This is a genomic window from Caballeronia sp. 11_S32 (assembly GCF_056930355.1).
The window spans coordinates 645,275-671,643 of sequence record NZ_JBXOWH010000005.1 but is presented as its reverse complement, the minus strand read 5'-3'; the positions used below and the strand labels follow the sequence as shown (position 1 = coordinate 671,643).

Sequence of the window (26,369 nt, the reverse complement as noted above, 5' to 3'; positions counted from 1 at the left end):
ATCGAACTTAGATTCTAACGAAAGCCAGGCGAGACTGAGGTGAGGGCCTCGCGCGAGTTCGGCGCGTTCAAGTCCGTTCCGCGCCCGCGCCGCGCGCAATCAGGAATTCGTCTAGCTGCTCGAAGGTCTCGGGCATCGCCTCGTCCATTCCCTCGATGGCGACGTCGAGCGCAATCTTCGACGGATAGTGCTCCCGCATCACCAGCAGCGTCTTGCCATCCTTTTCCTCGAAGGTCACCGTCGTGACGGCACCATCGTCGCTTTCCTCGTTGGTCCATACGAGACGGGCATTCGGCACCACGTCGAGATACTTGCCGAAGAACGCCATGGGTGCCGCGGCCTTGGGGTGAGCGAACTCCAGGCGGTAGCTGCCGCCAATGCGGACATCCTGTTCACATGAAAGCAGGGTGGCGCCGCTCGATTTCGGCACCCACCATTGCTTGAACAGCTCGGGCGTGGTCCATGCTTCGAACACGAGCCGCGATGGGGCGTCAAAGGTGCGTGTGGTGACCAGCTCGCGCTCGGACTGCCTTTCCATTGTCGTGCGGTTGCCAGTGCGGGCGGACTCGCTCTCTCTTCTTTCGAGCATCACGTTTCTCCTTGCGTCTGAGTTCTTCGATGACCGGGTCCAGCGCGTCGAAGGGCGCGGCCCACAGTGGGCGGCAGTTCTCGATCCAGACCGGCTCTTCCTCGAAACGGCGCGAGCAAAACTTGCGCCGGAGGGTTCCGATTTCTCGATGGCCCAGGCCGCATGAGCGCGTCGGTGCGGGTAGGAATACGATATCAGTAAGAACGCGGAGGCAGGTCATGACCACGGCTGCCAGCTTCAACATTGGCTACACACAGTTCCTCGGCCCCGGCGGTGAGTGTGTGCAGCCGTTGCCGGGCTTTGCGAGCGATGTCGCCGCGCTGATCGAGCTCTACCGAAGCATGGTGCTGACACGGGCGTTCGACACGAAGGCGGTAGCGCTGCAGCGGACCGGCCAGCTTGGCACGTTCGCGTCGTCGCTCGGTCAGGAGGCGATCGGCGTCGGAGTGGCGAGCGCGATGCAGGCCGACGACGTTCTGTTTCCATCCTATCGCGATCACGCGGCTCAATTGCTGCGCGGCGTCACGATGACCGAGAGTCTGCTGTACTGGGGCGGCGACGAGCGCGGCAGCGACTTCGAGGTTCCCCGCAGCGATTTTCCAAACTGCGTACCAATCGCAACACAGGTCTGCCATGCAGCCGGCGCGGCATACGCATTCCGGCTGCGTCGCGAACCGCGCGTCGCGGTGGCCATTTTGGGCGACGGCGCAACATCGAAGGGCGACTTCTACGAGGCGATGAATCTGGCCGGCGTCTGGCGTGCGCCGCTCGTGCTCGTCGTCAACGACAATCAGTGGGCGATTTCCGTGCCACGCAGCCGCCAGACGGCTGCGCAAACGCTCGCACAAAAGGCGATCGCGGCTGGCATCGAGGGTCTTCAGGTCGATGGCAACGACGTGATTGCCGTGCGTGAGGTCGCCGGTACGGCACTCGACAAGGCCCGGCGAGGCGGTGGTCCGACCTTGATCGAAGCCCTCAGCTATCGGCTGGGCGATCACACGACGGCCGATGACGCGTCACGCTATCGCGACGCCGATGACGTGACTCAGCGATGGGAATCCGAGCCGCTGCGCCGGCTGCGTCTCTATCTCACGCAATTGAAGGCGTGGGACAAGGAGCAGGAAGACGCGCTGGGCAAGTCGTGTCATGCAGAGGTCGAGCGCGCCGTCGAAGTGTATCTCGCGACTCCCGCGCCGGATGTGTCCGCGATGTTCGAGCATCTTTACGCGGCTTTGCCTGAGGCCATGAAGGAGCAACTGGCGATGGCGCGGCGTTTCGCGCCGGCAGGAGACCATGATGGCTGAGCTCAACATGGTCGAGGCGATCAATCTGGCGCTCGCGTACGAGCTCGCGCATGATCCGGCCGTCATGTTGCTCGGCGAGGACATCGGCGCGAATGGCGGGGTGTTTCGCGCGACGCTCGGATTGCAGGCTCGCTTCGGCGCCGAGCGCGTACTCGATACGCCGCTCGCCGAAACTGCGATCGTCGGCTCGGCTATCGGCATGGCCGCCATGGGCCTGAAACCCGTCGCGGAAATCCAGTTCAGCGGATTCATTTATCCGGCCATCGATCACGTCCTGAACCATGCCGCGCGTCTGCGGCACCGCACCCGAGGGCGCCTCGGCTGCCCGCTCGTGATTCGCACGCCCTGTGGCGCGGGGATTCATGCGCCGGAGCATCATTCCGAAAGCCCCGAAGCGTTGTTCGTGCATATGCCCGGACTGCGCGTCGTGACTCCGTCGTCCCCGGCGCGCGCCTACGGCTTGCTGCTCGCCGCGATTCGCGATCCGGACCCGGTCGTCTTCTTCGAGCCAACTCGTCTGTACCGGCTGTACAGGCAGCCTGTGGAGGACAACGGCGAGGCATTGCCGCTCGACTGCTGTTATCCATTGCGCGACGGGTCGGATGTCACCCTCGTGAGCTGGGGCGGCGCGTTGCAGGACGTGCAGGTTGCCGCGGACCAGCTGGCGCTCGAAGGCGTGATGGCCGAGGTGATCGACGTAACGACGCTCAAGCCTCTCGACATGAACACGATCCTCGACTCGGTGGCGAAAACCGGACGCTGCGTGATCGTGCACGAAGGCTCGCGTACGGGCGGGGTCGGCGCGGAGATTGCCGCATGTATCGCCGAGCGTGGCCTGTATTCCCTGCTTGCGCCCGTACAGCGTGTCACCGGTTACGACGTGGTGGTGCCGCTCTACCGGCTCGAAAGTCAATACATGCCCGGCCCGCAGCGGATCGTCGCCGCGGTCAGGCAGGCACTGGAGGCGGCGTGACGTCATGAAGGTCTTCAAGTTGCCGGATCTCGGCGAGGGCTTGCAGGAAGCGGAAATCGTCGAGTGGCATGTCAAGACGGGCGACGAGGTTCGCGCGGATCAGCCCCTGCTGTCGGTGGAGACGGCCAAGGCGATCGTCGAGATCCCTTCGCCTTATGCCGCGCGCATTGCGAAGCTTTTCGGCCAGCCGGGCGAGATCGTGCATCTGGGCGCGCCGCTCGTTGGGTTCGAGGGCGAGGGCGGCGATACGGACGCGGGTACCGTGGTGGGGCACATGGACGTCGGTCGGCAAGTGGTGCACGAGGCGCCGGCAGCCCTCGGTGGCGGCGCCGGCGCGGTTTCGATCAAGGCGATTCCCGCGGTGCGGGCGCTCGCGCGCAAGCTGGATGTCGACCTGACGATGGTGACGCCGTCGGGGCCGGAAGGCGTGATCACGGCGGCCGATGTGCAACGCGCGGCGAAGACACTCGCCGAACTGGGACCGCCCGAGGTGCTGCGCGGCGTACGGCGCGCGATGGCGCAAAACATGGCGCGTGCGCAAAGCGAAGTGGCGGCGGCGACGGTCATCGACGACGCCGACATTCATGCGTGGTCCGCGCATGCCGATGTCACGATCCGGCTGATTCGTGCGCTAGCCGCCGGATGCCGGGTCGAACCGGGGCTGAATGCCTGGTTCGACGGCCATGCCGGACGGCGCCATGTACTCGCGAAGATCGATCTCGGCATCGCCGTCGACTTGCCCGAGGGACTTTTTGTCCCGGTGTTGCGAGATATCGTGCATCGCGATGCAACCGATCTGCGCGCCGGGCTCGACCGCATGCGCGCCGACATTCGGGCGCGCAAGATTCCTCCCGAGGAGTTGCGCAATAACACGATCACCTTGTCGAACTTCGGCATGATCGCCGGCAAGTACGCCGCTCCAATTGTCGTGCCGCCTACGGTTGCGATTCTCGGAGCGGGACGTATTCATGAACAGGTCGTGGCGCAAGACGGTGCTCCCGCGATTCACCGGATCGTGCCGCTCAGTCTCACCTTCGATCACCGGGTCGTCACCGGAGGCGAAGCGGCACGTTTCCTCGCCGCGGTCATCGAGGATCTCGAGAAGCCGCAATAGCCGCCCTGCGAGTCTGGCCGAAAGCGTAAGCGTGGTGCAACAGCCCGACTGGTTCGAGGCAGCGTTGATTTGCCGTGTAACGCTGGATTGCGCGGCAATGTCTATCAGTCAGATTCGTCGTCAAACATAAGCTCGAATCAAATGGTCTTTTCCACCATGAATATCTTTCTCCATGCGTGCGACAAATTGCGCGTCGACAGGAAGTGCTGAGACGCTAACCTTTTACTAACGGCCGCGGCGTGACACGCAGGTCAAAGGAGACGAAAATGCTAAGCCCGCATGAGATCGCAGCGCTGATGCTGCTCGATGCAAATCCCCTTCAGAGCGAACTGGATCATTGCGACCTGGATTCCCTGTGTGAACGACAACTCGTCCTATTAGAAAAACTGGCGTCAGGTGTCGAACGCCGACGCCTGACGGAGCAAGGACGTGTGGTGCTGCAATCTGTCGGGAAGTTGCATTAGCCCGAGTCGGTGCCAGGAAAGTCGAGCGGCCTCCTCACTCTGTTGGCTTCGCGCTTAGCGGCACCTTCAGGTAACAATGAAAGAATAAAAACGAACGATCGCTTTCTATAAGCGAGCTTCAACGTTAACCCTCATTACTAGTACATTCGACGCATGTTTTAATCATTTCCTAAAGAGCGAACACGCGTTGCGGTTCTTAAAAATACTAAATGCGGGATTCGCATATTAGGAAATGTAGCTTTTCAGGGGAGCTCCCATGAGCGAAACCATTATGGGATGCATTGTGGCCGGTGCTGCCGTTTCCATTGCAATTCCGGGCATATTCAGACACTACATCCAGGAGTCTCGGCGCGATCGTGCCCTGCGAGCTCGATGTGAGCAGGGCGCAGTCCCTGGAAAAGACGCGGTTCAAAGTGCGACGAGCTTCTTGAGAAAGTTTATTTAAACTCGATCAATATCAGTGCGGTCAGCACAGGCCGGGAAGATGAACAAGATCGTCGCCGACGCCTTGTTAGTGCGATCGTTTTCAAAACCGAGTGTGCATTTGGTTTTCAGACGCAAAAGGTTTTGCTTTATCACGGCGGCTGGCGGCGTTGAAGAATTGTTCGCACACTTTCTCCGAAGTGAAAGTGGACGGCTTCAAGACGCTGCACGAGAACCAGAATATCCAGCCGCTTTGATGCGACGTCCAGCCGCTCCGGCGGCCTCTTTCGGCCGGACGCCACGCAAACCCTCAGAAACTATTCATGACGTACAACTGCATTAGCCCGAAACGGGCCCTCGATGTGCGCGAGTCGGGCGCAGTGTTGTCGCGCGGCGGCGCACCGATGAATCGCGGGTCGTTGGTTGATTCAGTGGCCGACCTCACACTGAGCGGCCTCGCCCGGGAACTGGCACGGTCACGGCGTCAACTGTTGCGTCGCGGATTAGCTGAGACGTCGACACAGTGCGCAGTGGCCGACGCGGCCGCCAAACGCGCACTGGTCGGATATTTCGCTTTCATGCTCTCGGAAGTATGCACGGCGCTGCTGCGCGCGGAGCGCTCCGAATTGCCGGCGGACGACGCGTGTGTCGCGATCCCTGGCGGGCTGTACCCGCCGGAATGGCGGGTGACGGATCTGTTTCGCAACATTGAACGCGTGCAGCGTTGTCTGAAGGAGGAGATCCGCGCGTATTTCCGTCCCGTGGCCGCGTCGGTCGAGGTGCACATGCGGGCTCATGAGGTCGTCGAGCGTACGTTTCGTGCGATTATCGAAGCTGCAATCGAGGCGCAATTGCAACGGCAGGCTGCTGAAGTCTCAGCCGCCCAGGACGGCCTGCAAAACGCGCTGACTGCGCTCCAGCACACCGAGGAGCGTCTGCGCGTCGCGACAAGTGCTGCTGGCATCGGCATCTTCGAATGGCGTGGCGCCTCGCGGACAGGTGTGTGGGAAAACCGGCAGATGTACCACATCACCGGGCAGCCCGAGGAGCAAGGGCCGCTGACGGCGGATCAGTTCATGGCGCTCGTCCATCCGGCAGATGTCGATTTGCTGCTATCGCATTTCAAGTCCCGTCTGGTGTCCGCACAGCCTGTTCATGTCGCGTTCCGGCTGAGCCGCGTGGCGGATCGCGCGCTTAGAACCGTTGAGATGTTCGGCTACTTCCGTCCTCTCGTCGAGCAGGACGATTACACATTCATTGGCAGCCTCTGCGACGTGACGGAGCGCGCTGACGCAGAGGCGAAACTCAAGGACGCGGATCGCCGCAAAGATATCTTTCTGGCAACGCTGGCGCACGAACTGCGCAACCCACTGGCGCCTGTGCGCAACGCGGCTCATCTCCTGGGCCACGACGCCGGCGCTGATCCCGTCAAACGGGAGTGGCTGCGCAACGTAATTGAACGTCAGACGGGGCACCTGTCGCATCTGATCGATGACCTGCTCGATGTATCGCGGATCACCACGGGCAAGATCGAATTGCGACGCGAGGTCTTCGACATCCGGCGCGCGCTGGACCATGCGCTCGAAATCACCATGCCGGCTGCGTTGCAGCGACATCATGACATCGTGCGGCTACCACTGGAACAGCCCGTCTATGTAGACGGCGATCCCGCACGGATGACCCAGATGTTTTCGAACCTCCTCGATAACGCCATCAAATACACCGACCAGGGTGGCCGGGTGATCGTTCGCACCGCGGTCGTCGGACGCGAGGTATGCGTGACCATAGCGGATACAGGCACAGGCATCACGGACGATGCGCTTGCGCATGTATTCGACTTGTTCGTGCAGGGCTCAGGTCACGGCGAGCAGTCGAGAGGCGGTCTCGGAATCGGGCTGTCGGTGTGCAAGACACTGACAGAGATGCACGGCGGGACGATCGTCGCCAGAAGCGAGGGCAGGGACGAAGGGAGTGAATTCGAGATACGTCTGCCTGTCTGCCAAGCCAGCGATCGCGAGGCGGCGCACGGATTCATCGGAGATGAACGCTCGTCTGTTCGGCTGCCGATCCTGATTGTCGACGACAATGTCGATGTCGCGCTGTCGCTCGCGATGATTTTGGACAAGCACGACGTACGCACTGCGCACAGCGGGGAGGAAGCCCTTCAAATCACGGCAGCCTTCGAACCACGGTTGGTGTTCCTCGACCTCGGTCTGCCAGGCATGAGCGGCTACGAGGTGGCGCGTCGGCTGAGGGAGCGGCAAGCAGCCGGCACGTGCCTTGAGATCGTCGCCGTGTCGGGCTACGGTCAGCCTGAAGACCAGGCACGCTCGGCGCGCGCGGGTTGCGACAGCCATTTGATCAAACCCGTCGATGTCGAGGCCCTGCTTGCGATCGTCACGCGAATCGCTGAGTCGATGGCCGAGGCCATCGGCGTTTCGTCGCCTTGAAGTCGCCGAGCGCATCCTTGTGCCGATTCAGCGACGATCGCGCCATCTGCTCGCGACCGCGCATTCGGGCTACGAGTCGGCGTATCGGGCTTACGTGCGCCTGACCCTCCACGCGGTCTGCAGCATTGCTTGCAGCCAATCGCCGTATTCCCAGTCGATGCCTCGCGCGGCAGTCGATACGGATCGGCGCAAGCGCACCGATCGCTTCGAAGGCGCGCGCGCACGAATTCATCAGCGCGGCGACCGACGGAGATGCGGCTTCTGCTGCCGTGAGCACCGCGCTGTTTCGCGTGACCGCGACCGTCCCGTTGTACGGCGCGACGCCGTCGACCTGGTTCAACCGGCGCACCGGCGGAAGCACGAGCGGGCCGGCATTCGGTCGTCGTCCGGCCCGAACACGCTGCGCTATAACGGCACGGCGGCGTTCAATAACTTCGAAGTCAATGCGAAATATCAGTTCACGCCGTCGCTGCTGGCGGGCGTCGCGTACGACTACACGCGCAACGGCGGCGCGGGCGGCGAGGGCGGCGCAAACTACAACCTCTTCAGCGCGGGCGTCGACTATTTTCTGTCGAAGCGAACCGACGTGTACACGGTCGCGGTCTACGAGCAAGCGAGCGGCACCGATTCGCTCGGGCAAAGCGCGGTCGCGCAGATCACCGGACTCACGCCATCCACGACCGACAAGCAGGTATCGCTGCGCGTCGGCATGCGGCATAAGTTCTGATCTATCCGCCGTTCGCGCTTAAAGTCTTTTGCTGCCTCGACCGGAAGGATTTTTCTTCCCTGGATATAGAAAAATCATAATTCCCGACTGAATTAGGTCGTGTCACTCTCACACTGCATCTACGATCTCACGGGAGAATTGGACATGTTGAAGGCAGAGCGAGAGGCTTTTGCGCGCGATGGAGTCACCGTCTTACGCGGCGTGTTCACCGATTGGGTGGACCTGCTGCGCGATGGCGTGGATTTCAATGAAAAGCACCCTGGACCCGATTTTCGCGACTACACCAAGGGCACGTCGTCGGGACGGTTCTTCGGCGACTATTGCAACTGGCAGCGCATCGAGCCGTTTCGCCGGTTCGTCGAGGAAAGCCCGGCAGGGAGCATTGCCCGAGAGTTGATGGCGTCCAAGCGCGCGCGAATCTTTCACGAGCATGTTCTCGTCAAGGAGGCGGGCGCGGACAAGATCACGCCCTGGCATCACGACGAACCTTACTATTGCGTGAGCGCGGAGCAATCGGTGAGCATGTGGGTGCCGCTCGATCCCGTGCCGCGCGAAACGACGCTCGAATTCGTCGGCGGCTCGCATCTCTGGGGAAAGCTCTTTCGGCCGCGCAAGTTCACGGGTGTCGCATATGACCGCAGTGCCGACGGACTAGAAGAAATGCCGGATATCGACGGTCATCGCGGCGACTACAACATTCTTGGCTGGGATCTGAAGCCCGGCGACGCGGTCGCATTCAACTATCTCACGGTGCACGGCGCGCCCGGAAATCGTTCAGGTTCCGTTTCCCGGCGCGTGGTGTCGTTTCGCTGGCTCGGTGACAACGCGGTGTATGTCGACAGAGGCGGCGAGACATCGCCTCCGTATCGCCACCTTGCCGAGCGCCTGACCGCGGGCGATCCGCTCCCCGAGGAAGAGTTCCCGTTTGTCGTCTGACCGTGCCCGCAGGCCGCCTGCTCAGCAATCGAGGACCAGGCGGCCGCTTTTGCAGCCGGAAACGCAGACCATCATCGTTTTGCCTTCCGCGCGCTCCGATTCGCTCAGAACACTGTCGCGATGGTCGATAACGCCTTCGATGACCGACGTTTCACAACTGCCGCAAATGCCTTGCTCGCAACTCGACGGTACGTCGACGCCCTCGGCGCGAAGAACATCGAGCAAGCGTGCGCCGCGTTCGACGCGCATCAGTTTCCGGCTTCGTGCGAGTTGCACTTCATAACCCGCATCGTTCGTGTCCTTCACCGCATTCGGATCGGCCGAGAACCGTTCGATGTGGGCATGCGTGTAGCCGTTATCGGCGCATGTGCGTTCGAATGCGCTCAGCATCGGCGTGGGGCCGCAACAATAAAATCGCGTATCGCGATCGCGTTCGTCGAGAAAGCCCCGCAGGTCGGGCGGGCCGCCGTGTTGCGCGTCGAAATGCAGCTTCAGCGAAATGCCGAGCGACTGGATCGGCTCCAGCCACGCCGCGTGCTCGCGCGAACGACAGCAATAGAGCATGTCCACCGATTTGCCGAGTGCGACGAGCCGTTGAGCCATGCTGAAAATCGCGGTTATCCCGATACCGCCTGCAATCAGAACAAACCGCTCGCCGGTTTCATCGAGCGGAAAGTTGTTGCGCGGCTCCGAAATCACGATGGCGTCTCCAGCGCGGAGCTTCTCGTGGACGAAGGCTGAGCCGCCCTGACTCTCGCGCGCACGAAGCACGCCGAGAACATATCGGTCGCGATGGCCTGTCGCATTGACGAGCGAATAACTTCGCACGATGCCATTGGGCAGATGCAGGCTGATGTGCGAGCCGGCATCGAACGGCGGCAAGGGGCTGGAATCGGAAGCGCGCAGTTCGATGCTGACGGTGTCCATCGCTTCGACATGAACCTTGTCGACGATGACAGTGAAAGTAGCGGGACGCATGTTGGTAATCAGTCGCAGATGCGATGTGCCATGAAGCTATAGAAGTCCCGTAGCGTGCCCTCCAGATTCTCCGCTGAAAGGGGCCCGGGCGAATAGAAGGTCGAACTGATTCCCTTCTGCAGCGTTTCCAGCTTCGTGCGGTCTTCGACATTGAAGGCGTTCGCGAATGCAACGTATCGCTCGATGCTCTCCTGAGCCGGTGCGCGCTCGTGTCCGGCAATGCCCCACTTGAGCGCGACCTGATCGGTCGCGGCTGGCCTCAGACAAAGATAGATCGTCTGATGAGGCATGTAGGTGACGACGAGGTTCGGAAAGACGCTGAAGAGAAAACTGGATCGGCGCTCGCTTTGTGTGAGGTCCTCGTGAAACGGCGTGCGTTGCGGCGAATCGGGCGTGTAGTGCGCGCGATAGGCCGAAAAATGCCCGTTTCCCGGCACGTATTCGCACAGTTCGGTAGGCGTGACGGGCCGCAAGGTTCGCGGATGCGTGGCGTTGAGGTGATAGCCCTCCATGAAGTTTTCCGCCAGGCATTTCCAGTTCGTGTGCCACACCTCTTCCTGGAAGTGGTAAAGCTCGCGTTCCTCGTTGTGATAGTTGCGTATGTGCGCTTCGAGAGGGCGAAGTGCTTCGCCGAGCGGCGCCGCGTTGCCATCGATGTTCACGAAGATGAAGTTTTGCCAGATCGTCGAATTGATTTTCGGCAGTGCGCATCGCGATGCATCTAGATCCTTGCAATCTTGCATCAATGGAGCGCGTTTCAGCTTGCCGTCGAGTTCATAACTCCATGCGTGATAGGCGCACGCATGTACGCGCGCATTTCCACGGCCGAGTGCAACGAGATTGCCACGATGCCGACATACGTTGGCAAGCACATGAACTTCGCCCTGGGTGTCACGCTGAACCAGCAGAGGCTCGCCGACGACCTCGGTCGTGAAGTAGTCGCCGTTGCGGGGGATTTCGCCGGCGTGGCCGATGCAAACCCAGGTGCGCCGAAAGATCCGCCGACGTTCGAGATCGGCGAAGTGAGCGGAGGTATAGAACGCTCCGGGCATGCCGTGAGTCGCACGCTTCTGCGACCGCGACAATGCCGATAGCGTGTCCAGAAGCGCGCGGTCGTCCGGTAAAAGCGGTTCGGCAAGTAGAGACGCTGGCACATTCATCGAGATGTCTCACTTATAAGTGGTTCTGATCCGAAACCCGTTGTCCGAGGTAGCGCGCGAAGTCGTAATTCGGCCGCTCCAGCGGACTGAGATGGCCCGGTTTCGCGAGCGGCGCATGCAGCCCGCGAAATACGGCCTCGACGCCTTTGCGGTCTTCCGCATTGACTTCATCGAGCAAGGTCTTGAGTGCTTTCATATACTCGGCGCCGCGTGGATCGGCTACGAATTCAGGCGAGAGCCCGCCGCCGAAGCGGATATGAACCTGCCCCACGCCACGCGGCTGAAGAATCAGATACCAGAAATAGCCGGGCGTGAGCGTGATCAGATGACTGGGGTAGATAGCGATCAGCGCCGTGGTTTTGCGCCAATGACCTTCCAGTCTCGTGTTATCCGGATGTGCGTTTCCTATGGGTAGGCTCGCCTCCTTGGTGATCCAGTGATAGTTGAACGCGTCGTGTCCCGGCGGACATTCCATTTCTTCGAGCCTAGAGTGCGGACCCACGGTTGCCCGGTGGAGCATCGGCAGGTGATAGCTTTCCATGAAGTTTTCCGCGAGGATCTTCCAGTTCGTGTCCCAGACATGTTCCTTGTGAAAGGTCTCGACGTAATTGGCCATCTGGTATGGCTCGATCAACGCGGAGAGTTCAGCCAGATGCTCGCCAACCGGGCGCGCGTGGTCATTCAGCGTCACATAGATCCAGCCTTGCCAGCTTTCGCAGCGGACTTTCGGGAGACGGTAGGCCTCCTTGCAAAAGCCGGACTGGCGATCCATCAGCGGCGCGGCCCGAAGTTCGCCCGCGAGCGTGTAACTCCACGCGTGATACGGGCAGACGATCGTCCTGACGTTCCCGCGTCCTTCGAGCAGCACGGACATTCGATGCAGGCAGACGTTGGAATACGCGTTCAGCGAGTCATCGCTCGCGCGGATCACGACGACGGGTTGCCCGCCAATGTCCGCGGTCAGGTAATCGCCCGCTTTGGCGAGCGCGCTCACGCGGCCGACGCATTGCCATTCGCGCTGGAAGATCGTTCGCTGCTCTACTTCGAGAAAAGACGTTTGCGTGTACACCTGCGGGGGCATCGCGCGCGCGTCATCGAAAGGACGGGCGCATGCTGCATTCAGTTCGGCGATCGCCGAGCCAGCGTCCGGATCAGTGTTTGATGCCATGTATTCGCCTCGATGTTGGGTGAACGCCTGCTATGCGGTCTGTCTCGCCGACTGCCGATATTCATAAAATAGCCTTGTCGAAACATCGAGGAAAACATTGTTTTTCAATGCGTCCACCAGTTTTCTCCTATGCATGAAATCCTTGAAAAGTGCGATGATCCATTTGTCAGGCGGGTTCGAAAAGGCGGCTCTTATCCGATAAGATGTTGCGAATAAAAGCCTGTCCATATCCCTATGTCATCTTCCTTTACGCTGCGCCAACTGAAGTACTTCGTCGCAACTGTGGACAACGGGAGCGTCGCCGAGGCGTCGCGAAAGCTCTATATCGCGCAGCCATCCATATCCGTCGCCATCAAGGGACTCGAGGAAGGCTTCGGCACGCAACTCATCATTCGGCATCACGCGCAGGGCATTGCGCTGACGCCTGCCGGCGCGAGGTTCTACGAGCGCGCCAAGGCGCTGCTCAAGTCAGCCCATGAGTTCGAGCAGAACGCGCTCGCCGATGGCGACATAGCGTCTGGCCGGGTCGATATCGGATGTTTCGAGACCTTTGCGCCGCTCTATATTCCGAGTCTGATTCGAGGGTTCAACGCCGTATATCCCGGCATTGAAATCAGAGTGCGGGACGGCGATCAGGAAGAGCTTTTGCAAGGGTTGGAGAAAGGCCGATTCGATCTCGTGCTCGTGTACGAGCTCGGACTCGACGAAGCGTTCTCCACACACTTGCTGACGCAGGGGCAAGCGCCGTATGTCCTGTTGCCGGCGAAGCATCGGCTTGCCGGAGCGGATAAGGCAAGTCTCTTCGATCTGTGCGATGAGCCGTTGATTCTGCTCGATGTCACACCGAGCAAGGACTATTTCCTCGGCCTGTTCGAACCATACGGATTGAGCCCGAAAGTGGGTTTCAGTTCGCCATCGCTCGAACTGGTTCGCGGAATGGTGGGCGAGGGATTCGGATACTCGCTTCTGGTCACGCGCCCGCACGCGCCGACTACTTATGACGGGCATGAAGTCGTCGCGGTCGAGATCGCCGAGCCGGTTGCCTGTTCAGGCCTCGTGGCTGCCTGGCTGAAGCGAAATCAACTGACCGTGCCCGCGCGATTGTTCATGGAATATGCGGAAGCACAGTTCAGTTCGATACCCGGCTGCTCGAGTCAGACCAGCGCCTGACTCGCGGCGGCCGCACGGCTACGCAGCCAGTTGATACTCGCAAACAGCAGCACGGCAAACACGATCAACATGGTCGCGACAGCCAGGATCGACGGATCGATGGAATCCCGGATGCCGCTCCACATCTGTCGCGGAACCGTCTTCTGATCCGGCCCGCCGATGAACAGGATCACGATGACTTCGTCGAACGAAGTTGCGAAGGCGAAGACGCTTCCGGTCGCGACCGCGGGCGTGATCAGCGGAAGCGTCACGCGCCTGAACGCGACCCACGGCGGCGCGCCTAACCCGGACGCCGCGCGCAGCAGGCTCTGATCGAACGACAACAACGAAGCCGTCACCGTAATCACGACGAACGGCGTGCCGAGCGCGGCATGCGCAAGAATGACGCCGGGATAGGAGTTCACGAGCCCGAGCGGGGCGAAGACAAGGTAAAAGCCCGCCGCCACCACGACGATCGGCACGATCATCGGGGAAATGATGATCGGCATGACGATCGAACGTAACGGAAACTGCGTTCGCGACAGGCCGAGCGCCGCCAGCGTCCCGAGACAGGTTGCGATCAGCGTGGACGCCGCGCCAATGGCGACACTGTTCAGCAGCGCGCGTTGCCAGTCCGCACTGGTGAGCGCCTGTTCATACCAGCGCAACGAAAATCCCTGCAGAGGGTATGAGAAGTAAGACCCGGAGTTGAACGAAAGCGGAATGATCGCGAGAATCGGCGCCACCAGAAAGAACAGAACGAGCGCGGAATGCACGCGCACCCAGCGGAAAGCGACGCGCTCCGTCAGCACCGTGTTGCGTTTGTCTTGCATGATCGTTCCTTTGGGCTTGCGTGCTTCAACCAAACCGCAGACGGTCGATACCGACGATGCGATTGAAGATGAAATAGAAGATCGCCGTGAAGATCACGAGATAAGCCGAGAGCGCGCCAGCGAGTCCCCAGTTGAGCTGCGTATTCGTCTGGATCGCGATGAGTTGGCTGATCATCTCGTCGCCCGCGCCGCCGAGCAAAGCGGGCGTGATGTAGTAGCCGAGCGCGAGCACGAACACGAGGAAGCATCCCGCGCCCACGCCCGGCAAGGTCTGGGGAATATAGACGCGCACGAACGCCGTGAAAGGATGCGCGCCCAGCGATTTCGCCGCGCGAAGATACACGGGAGAAACGCCCTTCATTACCGAGAAGATGGCGAGAATCATGTAAGGCAGCAGCACGTGCGTCATGCCGATCAATACGCCCGCGCGATTGAAGACGAGCGGCACAGGATGCGTCACGACGCCGAGACCCATCAGCAGGCTGTTGACGACCCCGCCTGGTTGTAGAAGCACATACCACGCCGTCGTGCGCACCAGGAGCGAGGTCCAGAACGGCACGATGACGAAGAGCATCAGCCGGTTGCTGCTTTTCTCGGGCAGATTCGCGAGCAGCCACGCGACGGGATAACCCAGCAGCAGGCACAGCAACGTGACGGTGAAGCTGATCGAGATCGTGCGCACGAACGCCTCGCGATATACCGTCGCGTTTGCGGGAAGAGAGGCGATCGAGCCTTGCGGCGTCACGCTCGCGTCCACGGCATTCAGCAGATAGTCGGGCGTCGGCGATACGGCGGCGCGCTTCAACAGGCGCCAGGTCTCGGGCGAGTTCCAGCGATCGTCGATCTCGATCAGGGCCGGCTTCCACGCGGGCGGCGCATCATTGCGAACGCCGCGTGCCGTCTTCATCAACAGGCTGCGGAATTCGGATTGCGCGAAGTTCATGCGTCTCGCAAGGGTGCCGAGTTGTCCGCTTTGCTGCGCCTCCCTGAGTCCGGCGGCGAGCAGCGCGAACGTGTGCTCGTCAGGCACGCCGCGACCGTCCCATGCGTCGAGCGCACGGGAAAGCGCGGGCATGCTGTCCGGCAATTCACGATTCTCCACGCTGCGCGCGAGCAGGAGCGCGATGGGCGCAATGAAAGTCGACAGCAAAAACACGATCAACGGAAGCGCCAGCATCAGCGCTCGAATCGATGCGCGGCGTTGCGCCTTTTGATAAGACGCGCGGCCGTCGGCTCTCGTCGGAGAGCCCGTGGCCGAGGCATGGGCCGTTACGGGCGTATTGGTAGTCGCGGTCACAGCGGGCTCTCTTTCGATAAGGGTGTTACTGCGTCAGCCAGACCTGGAAGCGCTTGTTGATCTGGTCGGCGTTATCCGCCCAGAACGTCGCGTTGATCTGGACCGCGCGCTTGAAGTTATCGGGGGCGGTAGGCAGGTCGGCGAGACGCTGCTTGTCCACGAGCGGGATCGCGTCCTTGCGCGGCGGCGCATAGGCGATGTACTTCGACAGGTCGGCATAGGCCTTCGGTTGCGATGCCGAGACGATGAACTTCGCCGCCGTATCAGCGTGCTTCGCGCCCGCAGGAATGCCCCACCATTCATAGTCGTAGACCTGCGCATCCCAGACGATCTTGAAGGGCTTCTTGTCCTTCTTCGAGGCATCGTCGATCCGGCCGTTGTACGCCTGTGTCATCACGACTGCGCCATCGGCGAGCAACTGCGGAGCCTGCGCGCCCGACTCCCACCACACGATGTTCTTCTTGATCGTGTCGAGCTTCTTGAATGCGCGGTCCACGCCCGCGGGCGTTCCGAGCACCTTGTAGACGTCTTTCGGATCGACGCCGTCGGCGATCAGCGCCCATTCCATCGAACCCTTCGGCGACTTGCGCAGGCCGCGCTTGCCGGGGAATTTCTGCAAATCGAAGAAATCGTTGATGGTGCTCGGCGCAGTCTTCAGCTTGCTCGCGTCGTAGGCGTAGACCGTGGACCACACCATGCTCGCGACCGCGCAGTCGCTGATGGACCCAGGAATGAAGTCGCTCGTATTGCCGAGACTCTTCTTGTCGAACTTCTTGAGAAGCCCTTCGTCGCATGCGGTGATCGCATCGTTGCTTTCGAGATCGATGAGATCCCATGTCGTGTTCTTCGCCTGTTCCATCGCGGAAAGCTTCGCGAGCCCACCGTCGTAGGATTCGAGCGAGAAGTTGACGCCGGTCGATTGCGTGAACGGATCGAAATACGCTTTCTTCGCCGCCGCTTCATACGCGCCGCCAAAAGTGACGACGTTGAGCGTTTCCGCGGCCTGCGCGGAAGCCGCGGCGAAGGCGAAGACGGCGAGTGCGGCGCATTGTGCTTTGATGTGAGTGCGCATATCAGTTGGCTCCTGCGGGTGCGGTCGAGATGATGGAAGGTGAGGGCGATGCGGGGGGAGGAACCGCGGGCGCGCTGCGGGGCACGCTCGCAGCGAGAATCTTGCAGTCGTCGTGGCGCCATGCCACCTCGATGGTGTCGCCAGCGGAAGGCAAGGCGTGGCGTTGCGTGTTGGGAACCTTCGCGACGAGCGCGTCGCGCGAACCGAGCGTCAGATGCACGCGATGATGATCGCCGCAATACACGAGCTCCTGCACTCTGGCGCGCACGACGTTGCTGTGCGCGTCCGCTTGCGTGCCCTCGGCGCTGTGGATATGCGCACGCTCGGGGCGCAGAGCGAGCATCGCCTCATCCCCTTCGCTCAGGCCCTGTTCGCATCGGCCGCGAATGATGCTGCCATCGGAGAGCGCCAGCGTCGCCCAGCCGTCCTTCACCGTCACGACGCGTCCGCGCAGGCCGTTGTTCTCGCCCACGAAGTTCGCGACGAAGGCGTTGCTGGCGTTTTCATAAAGCTCCGTGGGCGAGGCGGCCTGCTGGATTCTTCCGTCAGAAAAGACCGCGACCCGGTCCGACATGGTCAGCGCTTCCGCCTGATCGTGCGTCACATACACGATGGTGAGCGACAACTCGCGATGCAGCCGCATGATCTCGTACTGCATGGTTTCGCGCAGGCGCTTGTCGAGCGCACCGAGCGGCTCGTCCATGAGAACCACGCTCGGTTCGAACACGAGCGCGCGCGCGAGCGCGACGCGCTGCTGCTGTCCGCCGGAGAGCTGCGCCGGCCGCCGGTTCGCCAGATGCGGCAGCTCGATCATCTCCAGCGCGCGCTTCACGCGCGCTTTCTGCTCGGCGCGGCTCACGCGTCGCACGGACAAGGGAAACGCAACGTTCTCGGCGATAGTGAGATGCGGAAACAGCGCGTAGTTCTGAAAGACCATGCCGATGTCGCGCTGATGCGGCGGCTTGTCGTCGAGGCGTCTTCCGTCGAGACGTATCTCGCCTTGCGTGGGCGATTCGAAGCCGGCGAGCATCATGAGCGTGGTCGTCTTGCCCGAACCCGACGGACCGAGCAGCGACAGGAATTCGCCCTTTCGCACATCAAGGTTCAAATCATCGACGACGTAATTCGCGCCGTCGTATGACTTGCTCACGCCTGAGAACGAAATGAAGGATGGGTTTGACATCGTGATAGCGTCCTGTCGGGAGTGCTTCGATTAGCGCGCAGCGAGCTTCGACGCGAGATAACGAGCGAAGTCATAGTTCGGGCGTTCGAGGTGGCTCAGATGACCGGGCTTCGCAAGCGGGGCATGCACGCCCCGAAACACGGCTTCCACGCCGCGTTTATCTTCCGCATTCACCTCGTCGAGCAAGGTCTTGAGCGTCGCCATGTGCGCGTTGGCTTCCGGGTCGGCGATGAATTCGGGCGCGAGCCCGCCGCCGAAGCGGATATGCACCTTGTCGACGCCTCGCGGCTGCAACACGAGATACCAGAAGTAACCCGGCGTGAGTGTGACGAGATGCGTCGGATAGATCGCGAGCAAAGCCGTGGTCTTGCGCCAATGGCCGGTCAGACGGTTGTTGTCCGGATGAGCGTTGCCAATGGGAAGCGATGCTTCCTTCGTGATCCAGTGATAGTTGAACGCGGGATAACCGGGCGGGCATTCCATTTCTTCCAGGCGCGAATGCGGCCCGACCGTTGCGCGATGCAGCATCGGCAGGTGATAACTTTCCATGAAGTTTTCGGCAAGGATCTTCCAGTTGGTGTCCCAGACGTGCTCTTCATAAAAGGTTTCGATGTAATCCGTCATGCCATATGCATCGATCAGTTCGCCCAGTTGCGCGAGCTGCTGATGAACCGGCCGCGCGTTTTGATCGAGCGTCACGTAGATCCAGCCCTGCCATTCTTCGCAGCGAATTGCCGGCAGCTTGTAGCTTTCCTTGCAGAATCCGGCTTGCTGGTCCATGAGCGGCGCGCCCTTCAGTGCGCCGTCCAGTCCATAGTTCCACGCGTGATACGGACAGATGATCCGTCGCATGTTCCCGCGCCCTTCGAGCAGCACCGACATGCGATGCAGACATACATTCGACATCGCGCGCAGGCCCATTTGCTCGTCGCGCACCACGACGATCGGCTGATTCGCGATGTTCGTGGTCAGATAGTCGCCGGGCTTGCCGAGCGCGCTCGTGCGTCCGACGCATTGCCATTCTTTCGAGAAGATGTCCCGCTCTTCCAGAGACAGAAATTCGGCCGATGTGTACACGCCAGGAGGCATCGCGCGCGCATCGCCGAATGATCGCTCGCAGCCAGTCGCGAGTTCGTCGAGCAAAGCGTGAATTGAAGCTTGCCTGCTGGGGTTTTCCATGAGACGGCTCCTGAAGCCGAGTGCGTTCGCGCTAAAGGAGGATCAGCGCATTCATCGCCTCGACTGGAGTTAATCTACCAAGCCAAATTACAAGTCAAAATATTGTTTTTGGATACTAAAGCAAGGTTATGGCTATGCAACGCGCTTACGTGTCGAGCTTGAGCCGCCGTATATAGCCTTCGCAGAAGGAGGAGAAGCGCGACACGAGTTGCCGCGGCTTCATTGTTTTAGATTGGGCGATTCCGAGCGTCGTCGCGTTGACATTGTCCCTAAAGTGCTTAATCACGAACTCGCCGCCGTCGACGGTTCGCGTCGAGCTCAGCGGGAAGTTCAGGATGCTGTAGCCAAGCCCGTTCGCGACCATCCCGCGCACGACTTCCGGCTGCGAGGAACGAAACGCAGGGACCGGCCGGCTTCCCACGACGTCGAAAAGCGCGGCGAAGTAGTCCCGGCTGTGCGGCAGGTCCAGCATCACGTATGGTTCGTCTATCAGATCCTGCAGCGACACCTTTCGCGCGCGCGCCAATCTATGTGTCGCGGGCAGAATCGCGTAGGGCGGCAGGGAAAGTAAAGGTGTGAAAGCGATGTCTTCGGTCAGATCGAGACTGTACGTGAGGGCGATGTCGAGCGAACCGTCGTGCAGGCCTTTTAGAAGCTCGTCCTGATGCGCCTCGATGGTGCGAAAGCTGATTCCACCATGCTCGCTCGTGAAACGGCTGATCAATCCGGGCATCAATGGCGGCGCGAGAGAGACGAGACAGCCGAGCGCGATCGATCCCGTCATGCCACCGTCCATTTCGGTGGCGGCCATCTGCAGTTCCTCGGCGAACTTCAGGAGATTACGCGCCTGTCCGAGAAGATCGCGACCCGCCTGAGTAAGCGACAGACCACTTGCGTGATGCCGGATGAACAACTGAACGCCGAACGAGATCTCGAGATCGGCAAGGGCAGTTGAGATGGACGGCTGTGAAATGTGCAGGCGTCTCGCTGCGGCCGTGAAAGACAGGACTTCCGCCGTTACTACGAAGTATCGCAACTGACGCAGTGAGTAACGCAGCGGCTGATTTTCCATGGGCATTGCTCCCGGTTGACGCCGTCAGATGGATCGCATTGTGAAGTGATCAAAAATGACTGCATAGGTAGAACTGATGCTTTGCATTTTTTTAATATATTTTTCGGATTCTGAAAGCGGGCGTAGATTGCTATCCGAAAGCACACGCATGGTGCACCGAAGCCGCAACAGGTCGACGGGATCGCACACCGAACTCCGCTTCTTCGAAGGACTCACCCATGACAGTCGAAATAAAGGCAACTGACACGCTCGTTGTGGGCGCCGGGCAAGCTGGCATCGCCATGAGCGAACATCTGAGCAAGCTCGACGTACCGCATATCGTGCTCGAGCGCGATCGCATCGCCGAACGCTGGCGTACGGGCCGGTGGGATTCACTCGTCGCCAACGGACCTGCATGGCACGATCGTTTCCCCAATCTCGAGATTGCGGATGTCGATCCCGATGGCTTCGCGGGCAAGGAGCAGGTCGCCGACTACTTTGTCGCCTACGCAAAGAAGTTCGAAGCGCCGATCCGGACGGGCGTCGAGGTGAAGAAGGTCGTGCGCAATGTCGGGCGGCCCGGCTTTACTGTCGACACGTCTGAAGGAACGATCGAAGCGAACCGCGTCGTGGTTGCGACGGGACCGTTCCAGCGCCCCGTGATTCCGCCGATCGCGCCGAAAAGTGCGGCGCTCACGCAGATTCATTCCGCCGACTATCGCAATCCGCAGCAATTGCCCGAAGGCGGTGTGCTGGTTGTCGGCGCGGGATCGTCGGGCGTGCAGATCGCCGATGAATTGCAGCGCGCGGGCCGGCGCGTTTATTTGTCGGTGGGCGCGCATGATCGTCCGCCGCGTGGTTATCGTGGACGCGATTTCTGCTGGTGGCTCGGCGTGCTCGGCGAGTGGGACGCGGAAGTGATGAAGCCCGGACGCGAGCACGTGACGATCGCGGTGAGTGGCGCGCGCGGCGGTCATACGGTCGACTTCAGGCGCCTGGCGCATCAGGGCATCACGCTCACCGGTCTGACGAAATCGTTCGACGATACGCTCGTCACCTTCGAAGCCGATCTCGCGGATAACATTCGTCGCGGCGACGAGAACTATCTGTCGCTACTCGATGCTGCCGATGCCTACGCGCAACGCAACGGCCTGGACCTTCCCGAAGAGCCGGAGGCGCGCAATATTCCCGATGATCCGGAATGCATGAAGCATCCGCTGCTCGAACTCGATCTGGCCAAGGAAGGCGTCACGTCGATCATCTGGGCAACGGGTTACGCTGTCGATTTCACCTGGCTTCAAGTCGATGCATTCGACGAAAAGGGCAAGCCGAAACATCAGCGCGGTGTCGCCAAGGAGCCGGGTATCTATTTCCTCGGCTTGCCGTGGCTGTCGCGCCGTGGCTCCGCGTTCATCTGGGGCGTGTGGCACGACGCGAAGCACATTGCCGATCACATCGCCACGCAGCGCAAGTACCACGCTTATTACGACGAGCCGCATCTTCATGTGGAAGAGAAGCGCGTGGAAAGCGTCGAGAGCGCGCCCGGCGCATCGCGCATCCATACGGTGAGCGAGATGGGCGTCAACTGATTACCAATCTATCCAGCATCAAGGTGCATTCGATGAGCCAACCCACGCATACCCGTATCCGCATGTTCAACACGAAGGATACGTACCCGAATCAATCGCTCGATAACGATCTTTGCCAGGCTGTCCGCGCGGGCAATACGGTGTACGTGCGAGGACAGATCGGCACGGATTTCGACGGCAATCTCGTCGGTCTCGGCGATCCGCGCGCGCAGGCCGAGCAGGCGATGAAAAACGTGAAGCAATTGCTCGAAGAGGCGGGCAGCGATTTATCGCATGTCGTCAAGACCACGACCTATCTCACCGATGTGCGCTTTCGCGAGCCGGTGTATCGCGAAGTCGGCAAGTGGCTGAAGGGCGTGTTTCCGATTTCGACGGGACTCACCGTTGTCGCGCTCGGTCAGCCGGAATGGCTGATGGAGATCGACGTGATCGCCGTCATCCCCGATGGATGGACGCCGCCTCAGGCCTGAATGACGTCAAGGAGCGCACATGACTTTTTCTATCGTCGGACGATGTGAGCAGACCGGGCAGCTCGGCATCGCGATCAGTTCATCGAGCATCGCGGTGGGCGCGCGCTGTCCATGGGTGCGCGCGGGCGTCGGCGTGGTCGCGACGCAGAACGTGACGCTGCCCGCGCTCGGCACGCAGATTCTCGACCATATGGAGCGCGCGAAGCTCGATCCCGCCGCAGCGCTGGATCGCGCGCTTCGTGAGAGCGAATGGAGCGAGTATCGGCAGGTGACGGTGGTCGATGCACAGGGGCGCACCGCGTTCTTTAGCGGCAAGCAGGCGCTCGGCACGTATCATGCGGTCGCGGGCACGCAATGCGTCGCGGCGGGCAACATGCTCGCGGGAACGCACGTGATAGAGGCGATGATCCCCGCGTTCGAGAATGCGTCGGGTCATCTCGCGGATCGTTTGCTTGCCGCCATGCATGCGGCGATCGCAGCGGGCGGTGAAGCGGGGCCCGTGCATTCGGCGGCGCTGAAGATCGCGGGGGAGCAGAGCTGGCCGCTCGTCGATCTGCGCGTCGACTGGGCGGATGACGACCCCATCGGCAAGCTCGATGGCCTATGGCTCGCATATAAGCCGCAGATGCAGGACTATGTGACCCGCGCGTTGAATCCGACCGCAGCGCCGAGCTACGGAGTGCCGGGGGATGAATGACATGACGAGCCGCGATCTGCTCGAACGGCTGATCGGTTTTGCGACAGTCAGCCGCGATCCGAACCTTAAGCTGATCGAGTTCATTCGTGATTACCTCGCGCACTTCGACGTCGAAAGCGAACTGTTCTACAACGCGGACCGCACGAAGGCGAATCTGTTCGCGACCATTGGACCGCGCGATCGTGGCGGCATCGTGCTGTCGGGTCACACCGACGTCGTGCCGGTCGATGGACAAGCGTGGACCGTCGATCCGTTCAAGCTGAGCGAGAAGGAAGGGCGGCTATACGGACGCGGCACGGCCGACATGAAGGGCTATCTCGCATCGGTATTGGCCGCGGTGCCGCTCTTCGTCGAGCGTGAACTGAAGATTCCGGTGCATCTCGCGTTTTCCTACGATGAAGAAGTCGGATGTCTCGGCGTACGACCGATGCTCGCGGAACTGGAGAAGCGGGCGCACAAGCCTCTGTTGTGTCTCATTGGCGAGCCGACCGAATTGAAACCGGTGCTCGGCCATAAGGGCAAACTCGCCGTGCGCTGTCAGGTGAAAGGCGCGCCTTGTCACTCCGCCTATGCACCGAATGGCGTGAACGCCATTCAATATGCGGCGCGCCTGATCAATCGTCTGGAAGAAATCGGCGAGCGGCTGGCGCAACCCGAGCATCACGACGAGCGATTCGACCCGCCGTATTCGACCGTGCAAACGGGTGTCATCAAAGGCGGCCGCGCGCTCAACATCGTGCCGGCGGAATGCGAGTTCGATTTCGAAGTGCGTGCGCTGCCGGGCTTCGATGCCAACATAGTCGCCGACGATTTGCAGACATACGCGCAAGCTGAATTGCTGCCGAAGATGCGCGCCGTGAAATCCGATGTAGACATCCTTCTTGAACCGCTATCCGAATACCCGGGACTCGCGACTCCGCCCGAAAGCGAGGCGGCTCGAATTCTGGCGGTGCTTTGCGGCTCGGACGAGTTCGGTACGGTGGCGTTCGGAACCGAAGGGGGACTGTTCAATCACGCCGGCATTCCAACGGTCGTTTGCGGCCCGGGCAGCATGGATCAAGGGCATAAACCCGACGAATATGTGACGATCGGGCAACTTCAAGACTGCGATTCGATGATGGAGCGCGTCGCGCGGTATGCCGCCGCTGGCGCGGTTTGAGGCATCTTGCTTTGAAGTCCCGCCGTGGGCGTTGGCGCAAATCGGACTGAACTCGAGAGGCCAGTCAGGTGGGCGCAGGCCATTGCGCTGCGCCACGGCGCGGCGCTTTCTATCTTCCTCGCAAGGCCGTGGGTGTCCAGTTAGCCTGGGTTGGATGTTCCATGGGGTGCGCAAGCTTCGAATGGACATCTAACGCATCCGGAGGCTGCATCGGCCAGCACCGTATTGCTGAAGAGTCTGAGCACGATCGGTCTCCTGTGCGGGAAATGCATAGCCACGCGTTCGTACGGTCGGTTCCGTCGACGTAATGCAACTAATCGTCCGTCCCCCAAACCCCATTAGAAGCTTCGCCACCAATCCGCAACCATCGAAGGGCGTTCGGCCCCAGCAACAGGGCGGGATCAGCCTTTAGCAAAGTCACGCGCCGATAACTGCAAGTGCGTTGAAAAAAGGGCCATCGCGTCTTCATTCATGCGCTACACGCACTGCGCCGGCGCTTCGATGCGGAATTCCCCGGCACGGGCAAGGTGGACGATTACGCGTGGTTCCAGCGGCCGTTGGTTCATGAGTTCCGTCCAAGGTCAGAACCCGTATAGCTCGGCAGGGTTGTCGACGAGTATCCTGCCGCGGATCCTGTCGCTGTCCACGAGTCGCATGGCCCAGTCGAGCATGCGTGCATCGTCGGGCACGGGCTTTACGTTCGGATGCGGCCAGTTCGATGCCCACACGCCTCGCTCGGGAAAACGCGCGGAGAGCGTGCGCACGAGCCACGATATATCGTCGAAATCAGGCGCACCGCTGCGCGAACTCTCATAGGGCGCGGACAGCTTGACCCAGCAGCGCGGCCCGTCGAGCAGGCGGCACAGCGACGCGAACCCTTCGCTTTCCGGCGTGACAGGCGCGAGGAATTTGCCGAGATGATCGATGACGAGCTTCGACGGCAAGCGCGCGAGCATTGCTTCATGCCGCGGCAGCGTGTGTCCGTCGAGTTGAAGGTTGATGTTCCAGCCCATCGGCGCGATGCGCGCGGACATGCGGGCGAGCGCGTCCCACGGCAGCACGCCGCCCGGGAGCATCATGAAGCGCACGCCGCGTATGCCGGCGTCGTGCAGACGCTGCAGTTCGTCATCGCTGATATCGGGCGGCACGACCGCGACGCCGCGCGCACCGTCGCCGAGCTGTGCAATGGCCGCGAGCGTGCAACGGTTGTCGAAGCCATAACCCGTTGGTTGCACGACGATCGCGCGCGAGAAGCCGAGCGCCCGCTGCACGTCCCGGTAAGCCGGGGCAGGCGCCGGCGGCGGCGCGAATGTTGCGCTCGCCGCCAGCGGATAGCCTTCCTCGTACACGTGGATGTGGCAATCGCATGCGCCTTCGAGGTCGAGCGGAGCGTTCATCGCGCATCCGCCGGAATATCGAAAGCCGAAAGACGGAACGCATGCGCGGCATTCACGGCGCCGGCAGGCATGCGGCCCTGGAACAGCGCTTCGGTTTGCGCGACCGTTTCCATCGATTGATGCTCGATGGCGCCCGGCGTCAGTCCGCCGATGTGCGGCGTTGCGAGCACGCGCGGATGGGCCGCCAGCGAAGGCGAGGGCATCTGATCCGCCGCGCGTCCCACGTCGAGCGCGCATCCTGCCAGATGACCACGCTCCAGCGCGGCGAGCAAGGCGGCATCGTCGACAAGTTCGCCGCGCGCCGCATTGATGAAGTACGCGCCAGGCTTCATCGCGGCGAAGGCGCGTGCGTTCATCAGGTTCGCGGTCTGTGGCGTGGCGGGCGCCAGACAGACCACGAAGTCCGACTCGGCGAGCAGATCATTCAGGCCGACCTGATGCACGCGCGCATCGGCGACGGCCGCGCAAGGATCGGACACGATGACGCGCATGCCAAATGCAAGTGCGAGATTGCACAGGTAGCGCGATATCTGTCCATAACCGATCACGCCGAACGTGCTGCCGCGCAATTCGCGGCCCATGTTTGGCGCGGGCGGTTCGTGGCGGTGATACGCCTGCGCATACGCGGTCGTTCCGCGCGCGAGATCGAGCATCGCGCCGATCACCCATTCGGACACGGCGGGCACGAAGCCCGCGCTCGCCTGAGTGACGAGCACGCCGAGCTCGCTCGCGGCATCGACATCGATCGTGCGAATATCCACCGCGCAACGAACGAAGGCCGCCAGCTTCGGCAGCGACTCGAACAACGCCCGCGGCGCGGGCGTCTGCCGGTAAGCGATGATGACATCGGCGTCGCGCGCGGCGTTGGCGAGTTCGGCGGTCGTCAGTTCGCGATCTTCGGCGTTGTACGCGACGTCGGCGAACTTCGCGAGCGCCGCCGCCGCGCGTGCGCCGAAGTAATGGTCCAGCATATGCCGGGGATGACTCACGAATACCTTGTTCATATC

Annotated in this window: 23 protein-coding genes and 3 pseudogenes; 13 read left to right on the top strand and 13 right to left on the bottom strand. The window is 61.3% G+C overall.

Annotated elements, in window-relative coordinates:
• Positions 1 to 67: 67 nt before the first annotated feature.
• A complete protein-coding gene (locus AC1Z32_RS37660; RefSeq protein ID WP_483483936.1) occupies positions 68 to 589 on the bottom strand; it encodes an SRPBCC domain-containing protein in 522 nt (173 codons plus the stop codon).
• A gap of 218 nt (positions 590 to 807) precedes the next feature.
• Here AC1Z32_RS37660 and pdhA point away from each other — a divergent pair, with 218 nt between their 5' ends.
• From pdhA to AC1Z32_RS37620, 8 genes and pseudogenes are all read left to right on the top strand, one after another.
• Positions 808 to 1,893 carry a pyruvate dehydrogenase (acetyl-transferring) E1 component subunit alpha gene (gene pdhA, locus AC1Z32_RS37655; RefSeq protein WP_483483935.1) on the top strand — a complete coding sequence of 362 codons (1,086 nt, stop codon included), beginning with the start codon at positions 808 to 810 and terminating at the stop codon, positions 1,891 to 1,893.
• Positions 1,886 to 2,866, top strand: coding sequence for an alpha-ketoacid dehydrogenase subunit beta (locus tag AC1Z32_RS37650; protein ID WP_483483934.1), 981 nt, complete (start codon positions 1,886 to 1,888; stop codon positions 2,864 to 2,866). Before pdhA ends, AC1Z32_RS37650 begins: the two co-directional genes overlap by 8 nt.
• Before the next feature lie 4 nt (positions 2,867 to 2,870).
• On the top strand, positions 2,871 to 3,980 hold the full coding sequence (locus AC1Z32_RS37645) for a dihydrolipoamide acetyltransferase family protein (protein ID WP_483483933.1): 1,110 nt from the start codon (positions 2,871 to 2,873) through the stop codon (positions 3,978 to 3,980).
• 266 nt (positions 3,981 to 4,246) lie between these two features.
• The gene (locus tag AC1Z32_RS37640; protein WP_074173430.1) at positions 4,247 to 4,444 is read left to right on the top strand and encodes a hypothetical protein; all 198 of its coding nucleotides are present in this window, start codon (positions 4,247 to 4,249) and stop codon (positions 4,442 to 4,444) included.
• A 536-nt stretch (positions 4,445 to 4,980) separates the two neighbouring features.
• A pseudogene (locus tag AC1Z32_RS37635) lies at positions 4,981 to 5,124 on the top strand (cold shock domain-containing protein).
• Positions 5,125 to 5,190: 66 nt separating this feature from the next.
• Entirely contained in the window at positions 5,191 to 7,317 is a 2,127-nt protein-coding gene (locus tag AC1Z32_RS37630; protein ID WP_483483932.1) for a hybrid sensor histidine kinase/response regulator, read from the top strand.
• A 379-nt stretch (positions 7,318 to 7,696) separates the two neighbouring features.
• Positions 7,697 to 8,044 (top strand): annotated as a pseudogene (locus tag AC1Z32_RS37625) (porin); the annotation flags it as partial.
• 144 nt (positions 8,045 to 8,188) lie between these two features.
• Positions 8,189 to 8,980: a phytanoyl-CoA dioxygenase family protein gene (locus AC1Z32_RS37620; protein WP_483483931.1), complete on the top strand. Its 792-nt coding sequence runs from the start codon at positions 8,189 to 8,191 to the stop codon at positions 8,978 to 8,980.
• A 21-nt stretch (positions 8,981 to 9,001) separates the two neighbouring features.
• Here AC1Z32_RS37620 and AC1Z32_RS37615 read toward each other — a convergent pair whose 3' ends face one another.
• The 4 genes and pseudogenes from AC1Z32_RS37615 to AC1Z32_RS37600 form a co-directional block, all read right to left on the bottom strand.
• Positions 9,002 to 9,958 (bottom strand): PDR/VanB family oxidoreductase, encoded by a 957-nt coding sequence (locus AC1Z32_RS37615; RefSeq protein ID WP_483483930.1) that lies wholly within the window; start codon positions 9,956 to 9,958, stop codon positions 9,002 to 9,004.
• An 8-nt stretch (positions 9,959 to 9,966) separates the two neighbouring features.
• Complete coding sequence (locus AC1Z32_RS37610; protein WP_483484150.1) at positions 9,967 to 10,701, bottom strand: SRPBCC family protein; 735 nt, start codon at positions 10,699 to 10,701, stop codon at positions 9,967 to 9,969.
• Positions 10,702 to 10,752: 51 nt separating this feature from the next.
• Positions 10,753 to 11,010 (bottom strand): annotated as a pseudogene (locus tag AC1Z32_RS37605) (aromatic ring-hydroxylating oxygenase subunit alpha); the annotation flags it as partial.
• Positions 11,011 to 11,131: 121 nt separating this feature from the next.
• The gene (locus tag AC1Z32_RS37600; RefSeq protein WP_483483929.1) at positions 11,132 to 12,286 is read right to left on the bottom strand and encodes an SRPBCC family protein; all 1,155 of its coding nucleotides are present in this window, start codon (positions 12,284 to 12,286) and stop codon (positions 11,132 to 11,134) included.
• A 234-nt stretch (positions 12,287 to 12,520) separates the two neighbouring features.
• Between AC1Z32_RS37600 and AC1Z32_RS37595 the strand changes: the two genes are divergently transcribed.
• The gene (locus AC1Z32_RS37595; RefSeq protein ID WP_483483928.1) at positions 12,521 to 13,456 is read left to right on the top strand and encodes a LysR family transcriptional regulator; all 936 of its coding nucleotides are present in this window, start codon (positions 12,521 to 12,523) and stop codon (positions 13,454 to 13,456) included.
• Here AC1Z32_RS37595 and AC1Z32_RS37590 read toward each other — a convergent pair.
• The 6 genes from AC1Z32_RS37590 to AC1Z32_RS37565 form a co-directional block, all read right to left on the bottom strand.
• On the bottom strand, positions 13,441 to 14,268 hold the full coding sequence (locus AC1Z32_RS37590; protein ID WP_483483927.1) for an ABC transporter permease: 828 nt from the start codon (positions 14,266 to 14,268) through the stop codon (positions 13,441 to 13,443). The two genes, AC1Z32_RS37595 and AC1Z32_RS37590, sit on opposite strands and share 16 nt — an antisense overlap.
• A 25-nt stretch (positions 14,269 to 14,293) precedes the next feature.
• On the bottom strand, positions 14,294 to 15,457 hold the full coding sequence (locus tag AC1Z32_RS37585; protein ID WP_483484149.1) for an ABC transporter permease: 1,164 nt from the start codon (positions 15,455 to 15,457) through the stop codon (positions 14,294 to 14,296).
• 133 nt (positions 15,458 to 15,590) lie between these two features.
• Positions 15,591 to 16,637: an ABC transporter substrate-binding protein gene (locus tag AC1Z32_RS37580; RefSeq protein WP_483483926.1), complete on the bottom strand. Its 1,047-nt coding sequence runs from the start codon at positions 16,635 to 16,637 to the stop codon at positions 15,591 to 15,593.
• 1 nt (position 16,638) lies between these two features.
• Positions 16,639 to 17,820, bottom strand: a complete 1,182-nt coding sequence (locus tag AC1Z32_RS37575) for an ABC transporter ATP-binding protein (protein ID WP_483483925.1) — start codon at positions 17,818 to 17,820, stop codon at positions 16,639 to 16,641.
• Positions 17,821 to 17,850: 30 nt separating this feature from the next.
• Positions 17,851 to 18,999, bottom strand: coding sequence for an SRPBCC family protein (locus AC1Z32_RS37570; RefSeq protein WP_483483924.1), 1,149 nt, complete (start codon positions 18,997 to 18,999; stop codon positions 17,851 to 17,853).
• Between the two features lie 145 nt (positions 19,000 to 19,144).
• A complete protein-coding gene (locus AC1Z32_RS37565) occupies positions 19,145 to 20,071 on the bottom strand; it encodes a LysR family transcriptional regulator (RefSeq protein WP_062604857.1) in 927 nt (308 codons plus the stop codon).
• 218 nt (positions 20,072 to 20,289) lie between these two features.
• On the opposite strand from AC1Z32_RS37565, the gene AC1Z32_RS37560 reads away from it, so the two are divergent.
• From AC1Z32_RS37560 to argE, 4 genes are read left to right on the top strand one after another with little or no spacing between them, the layout of a single operon-like run.
• The gene (locus AC1Z32_RS37560; protein WP_483483923.1) at positions 20,290 to 21,639 is read left to right on the top strand and encodes a flavin-containing monooxygenase; all 1,350 of its coding nucleotides are present in this window, start codon (positions 20,290 to 20,292) and stop codon (positions 21,637 to 21,639) included.
• Positions 21,640 to 21,671: 32 nt separating this feature from the next.
• Positions 21,672 to 22,109 carry a RidA family protein gene (locus tag AC1Z32_RS37555; RefSeq protein ID WP_483483922.1) on the top strand — a complete coding sequence of 146 codons (438 nt, stop codon included), beginning with the start codon at positions 21,672 to 21,674 and terminating at the stop codon, positions 22,107 to 22,109.
• A gap of 19 nt (positions 22,110 to 22,128) precedes the next feature.
• Complete coding sequence (locus AC1Z32_RS37550; protein ID WP_483483921.1) at positions 22,129 to 22,806, top strand: DUF1028 domain-containing protein; 678 nt, start codon at positions 22,129 to 22,131, stop codon at positions 22,804 to 22,806.
• Positions 22,799 to 23,965, top strand: a complete 1,167-nt coding sequence (gene argE, locus AC1Z32_RS37545; RefSeq protein ID WP_483483920.1) for an acetylornithine deacetylase — start codon at positions 22,799 to 22,801, stop codon at positions 23,963 to 23,965. The genes AC1Z32_RS37550 and argE overlap by 8 nt, the downstream gene beginning before the upstream one ends.
• A 581-nt stretch (positions 23,966 to 24,546) precedes the next feature.
• Here argE and AC1Z32_RS37540 read toward each other — a convergent pair.
• Both AC1Z32_RS37540 and AC1Z32_RS37535 read right to left on the bottom strand, forming a co-directional pair.
• Complete coding sequence (locus AC1Z32_RS37540) at positions 24,547 to 25,362, bottom strand: amidohydrolase family protein (protein ID WP_483483919.1); 816 nt, start codon at positions 25,360 to 25,362, stop codon at positions 24,547 to 24,549.
• On the bottom strand, positions 25,359 to 26,366 hold the full coding sequence (locus AC1Z32_RS37535) for a hydroxyacid dehydrogenase (RefSeq protein WP_483483918.1): 1,008 nt from the start codon (positions 26,364 to 26,366) through the stop codon (positions 25,359 to 25,361). The genes AC1Z32_RS37540 and AC1Z32_RS37535 overlap by 4 nt, the downstream gene beginning before the upstream one ends.
• Between the last annotated feature and the right edge of the window lie 3 nt (positions 26,367 to 26,369).

Excerpts from the sequence above, each read along its gene's own strand:
- AC1Z32_RS37650 (WP_483483934.1), top strand. The coding sequence starts at position 1,886 with ATGGCTGAGCTCAACATGGTCGAGGCGATCAATCTGGCGCTCGCGTAC.
- AC1Z32_RS37560 (WP_483483923.1), top strand. The coding sequence starts at position 20,290 with ATGACAGTCGAAATAAAGGCAACTGACACGCTCGTTGTGGGCGCCGGG.
- AC1Z32_RS37610 (WP_483484150.1), bottom strand. The coding sequence starts at position 10,701 with ATGCAAGATTGCAAGGATCTAGATGCATCGCGATGCGCACTGCCGAAA.
- AC1Z32_RS37620 (WP_483483931.1), top strand. The coding sequence starts at position 8,189 with ATGTTGAAGGCAGAGCGAGAGGCTTTTGCGCGCGATGGAGTCACCGTC.
- AC1Z32_RS37570 (WP_483483924.1), bottom strand. The coding sequence starts at position 18,999 with ATGGAAAACCCCAGCAGGCAAGCTTCAATTCACGCTTTGCTCGACGAA.
- AC1Z32_RS37575 (WP_483483925.1), bottom strand. The coding sequence starts at position 17,820 with ATGTCAAACCCATCCTTCATTTCGTTCTCAGGCGTGAGCAAGTCATAC.
- AC1Z32_RS37660 (WP_483483936.1), bottom strand. The coding sequence starts at position 589 with ATGCTCGAAAGAAGAGAGAGCGAGTCCGCCCGCACTGGCAACCGCACG.
- AC1Z32_RS37595 (WP_483483928.1), top strand. The coding sequence starts at position 12,521 with ATGTCATCTTCCTTTACGCTGCGCCAACTGAAGTACTTCGTCGCAACT.
- pdhA (WP_483483935.1), top strand. The coding sequence starts at position 808 with ATGACCACGGCTGCCAGCTTCAACATTGGCTACACACAGTTCCTCGGC.
- AC1Z32_RS37645 (WP_483483933.1), top strand. The coding sequence starts at position 2,871 with ATGAAGGTCTTCAAGTTGCCGGATCTCGGCGAGGGCTTGCAGGAAGCG.
- AC1Z32_RS37630 (WP_483483932.1), top strand. The coding sequence starts at position 5,191 with ATGACGTACAACTGCATTAGCCCGAAACGGGCCCTCGATGTGCGCGAG.
- AC1Z32_RS37550 (WP_483483921.1), top strand. The coding sequence starts at position 22,129 with ATGACTTTTTCTATCGTCGGACGATGTGAGCAGACCGGGCAGCTCGGC.
- AC1Z32_RS37640 (WP_074173430.1), top strand. The coding sequence starts at position 4,247 with ATGCTAAGCCCGCATGAGATCGCAGCGCTGATGCTGCTCGATGCAAAT.
- AC1Z32_RS37580 (WP_483483926.1), bottom strand. The coding sequence starts at position 16,637 with ATGCGCACTCACATCAAAGCACAATGCGCCGCACTCGCCGTCTTCGCC.
- AC1Z32_RS37590 (WP_483483927.1), bottom strand. The coding sequence starts at position 14,268 with ATGCAAGACAAACGCAACACGGTGCTGACGGAGCGCGTCGCTTTCCGC.
- AC1Z32_RS37535 (WP_483483918.1), bottom strand. The coding sequence starts at position 26,366 with ATGAACAAGGTATTCGTGAGTCATCCCCGGCATATGCTGGACCATTAC.
- AC1Z32_RS37540 (WP_483483919.1), bottom strand. The coding sequence starts at position 25,362 with ATGAACGCTCCGCTCGACCTCGAAGGCGCATGCGATTGCCACATCCAC.
- AC1Z32_RS37565 (WP_062604857.1), bottom strand. The coding sequence starts at position 20,071 with ATGGAAAATCAGCCGCTGCGTTACTCACTGCGTCAGTTGCGATACTTC.
- AC1Z32_RS37615 (WP_483483930.1), bottom strand. The coding sequence starts at position 9,958 with ATGCGTCCCGCTACTTTCACTGTCATCGTCGACAAGGTTCATGTCGAA.
- argE (WP_483483920.1), top strand. The coding sequence starts at position 22,799 with ATGAATGACATGACGAGCCGCGATCTGCTCGAACGGCTGATCGGTTTT.
- AC1Z32_RS37600 (WP_483483929.1), bottom strand. The coding sequence starts at position 12,286 with ATGGCATCAAACACTGATCCGGACGCTGGCTCGGCGATCGCCGAACTG.
- AC1Z32_RS37555 (WP_483483922.1), top strand. The coding sequence starts at position 21,672 with ATGAGCCAACCCACGCATACCCGTATCCGCATGTTCAACACGAAGGAT.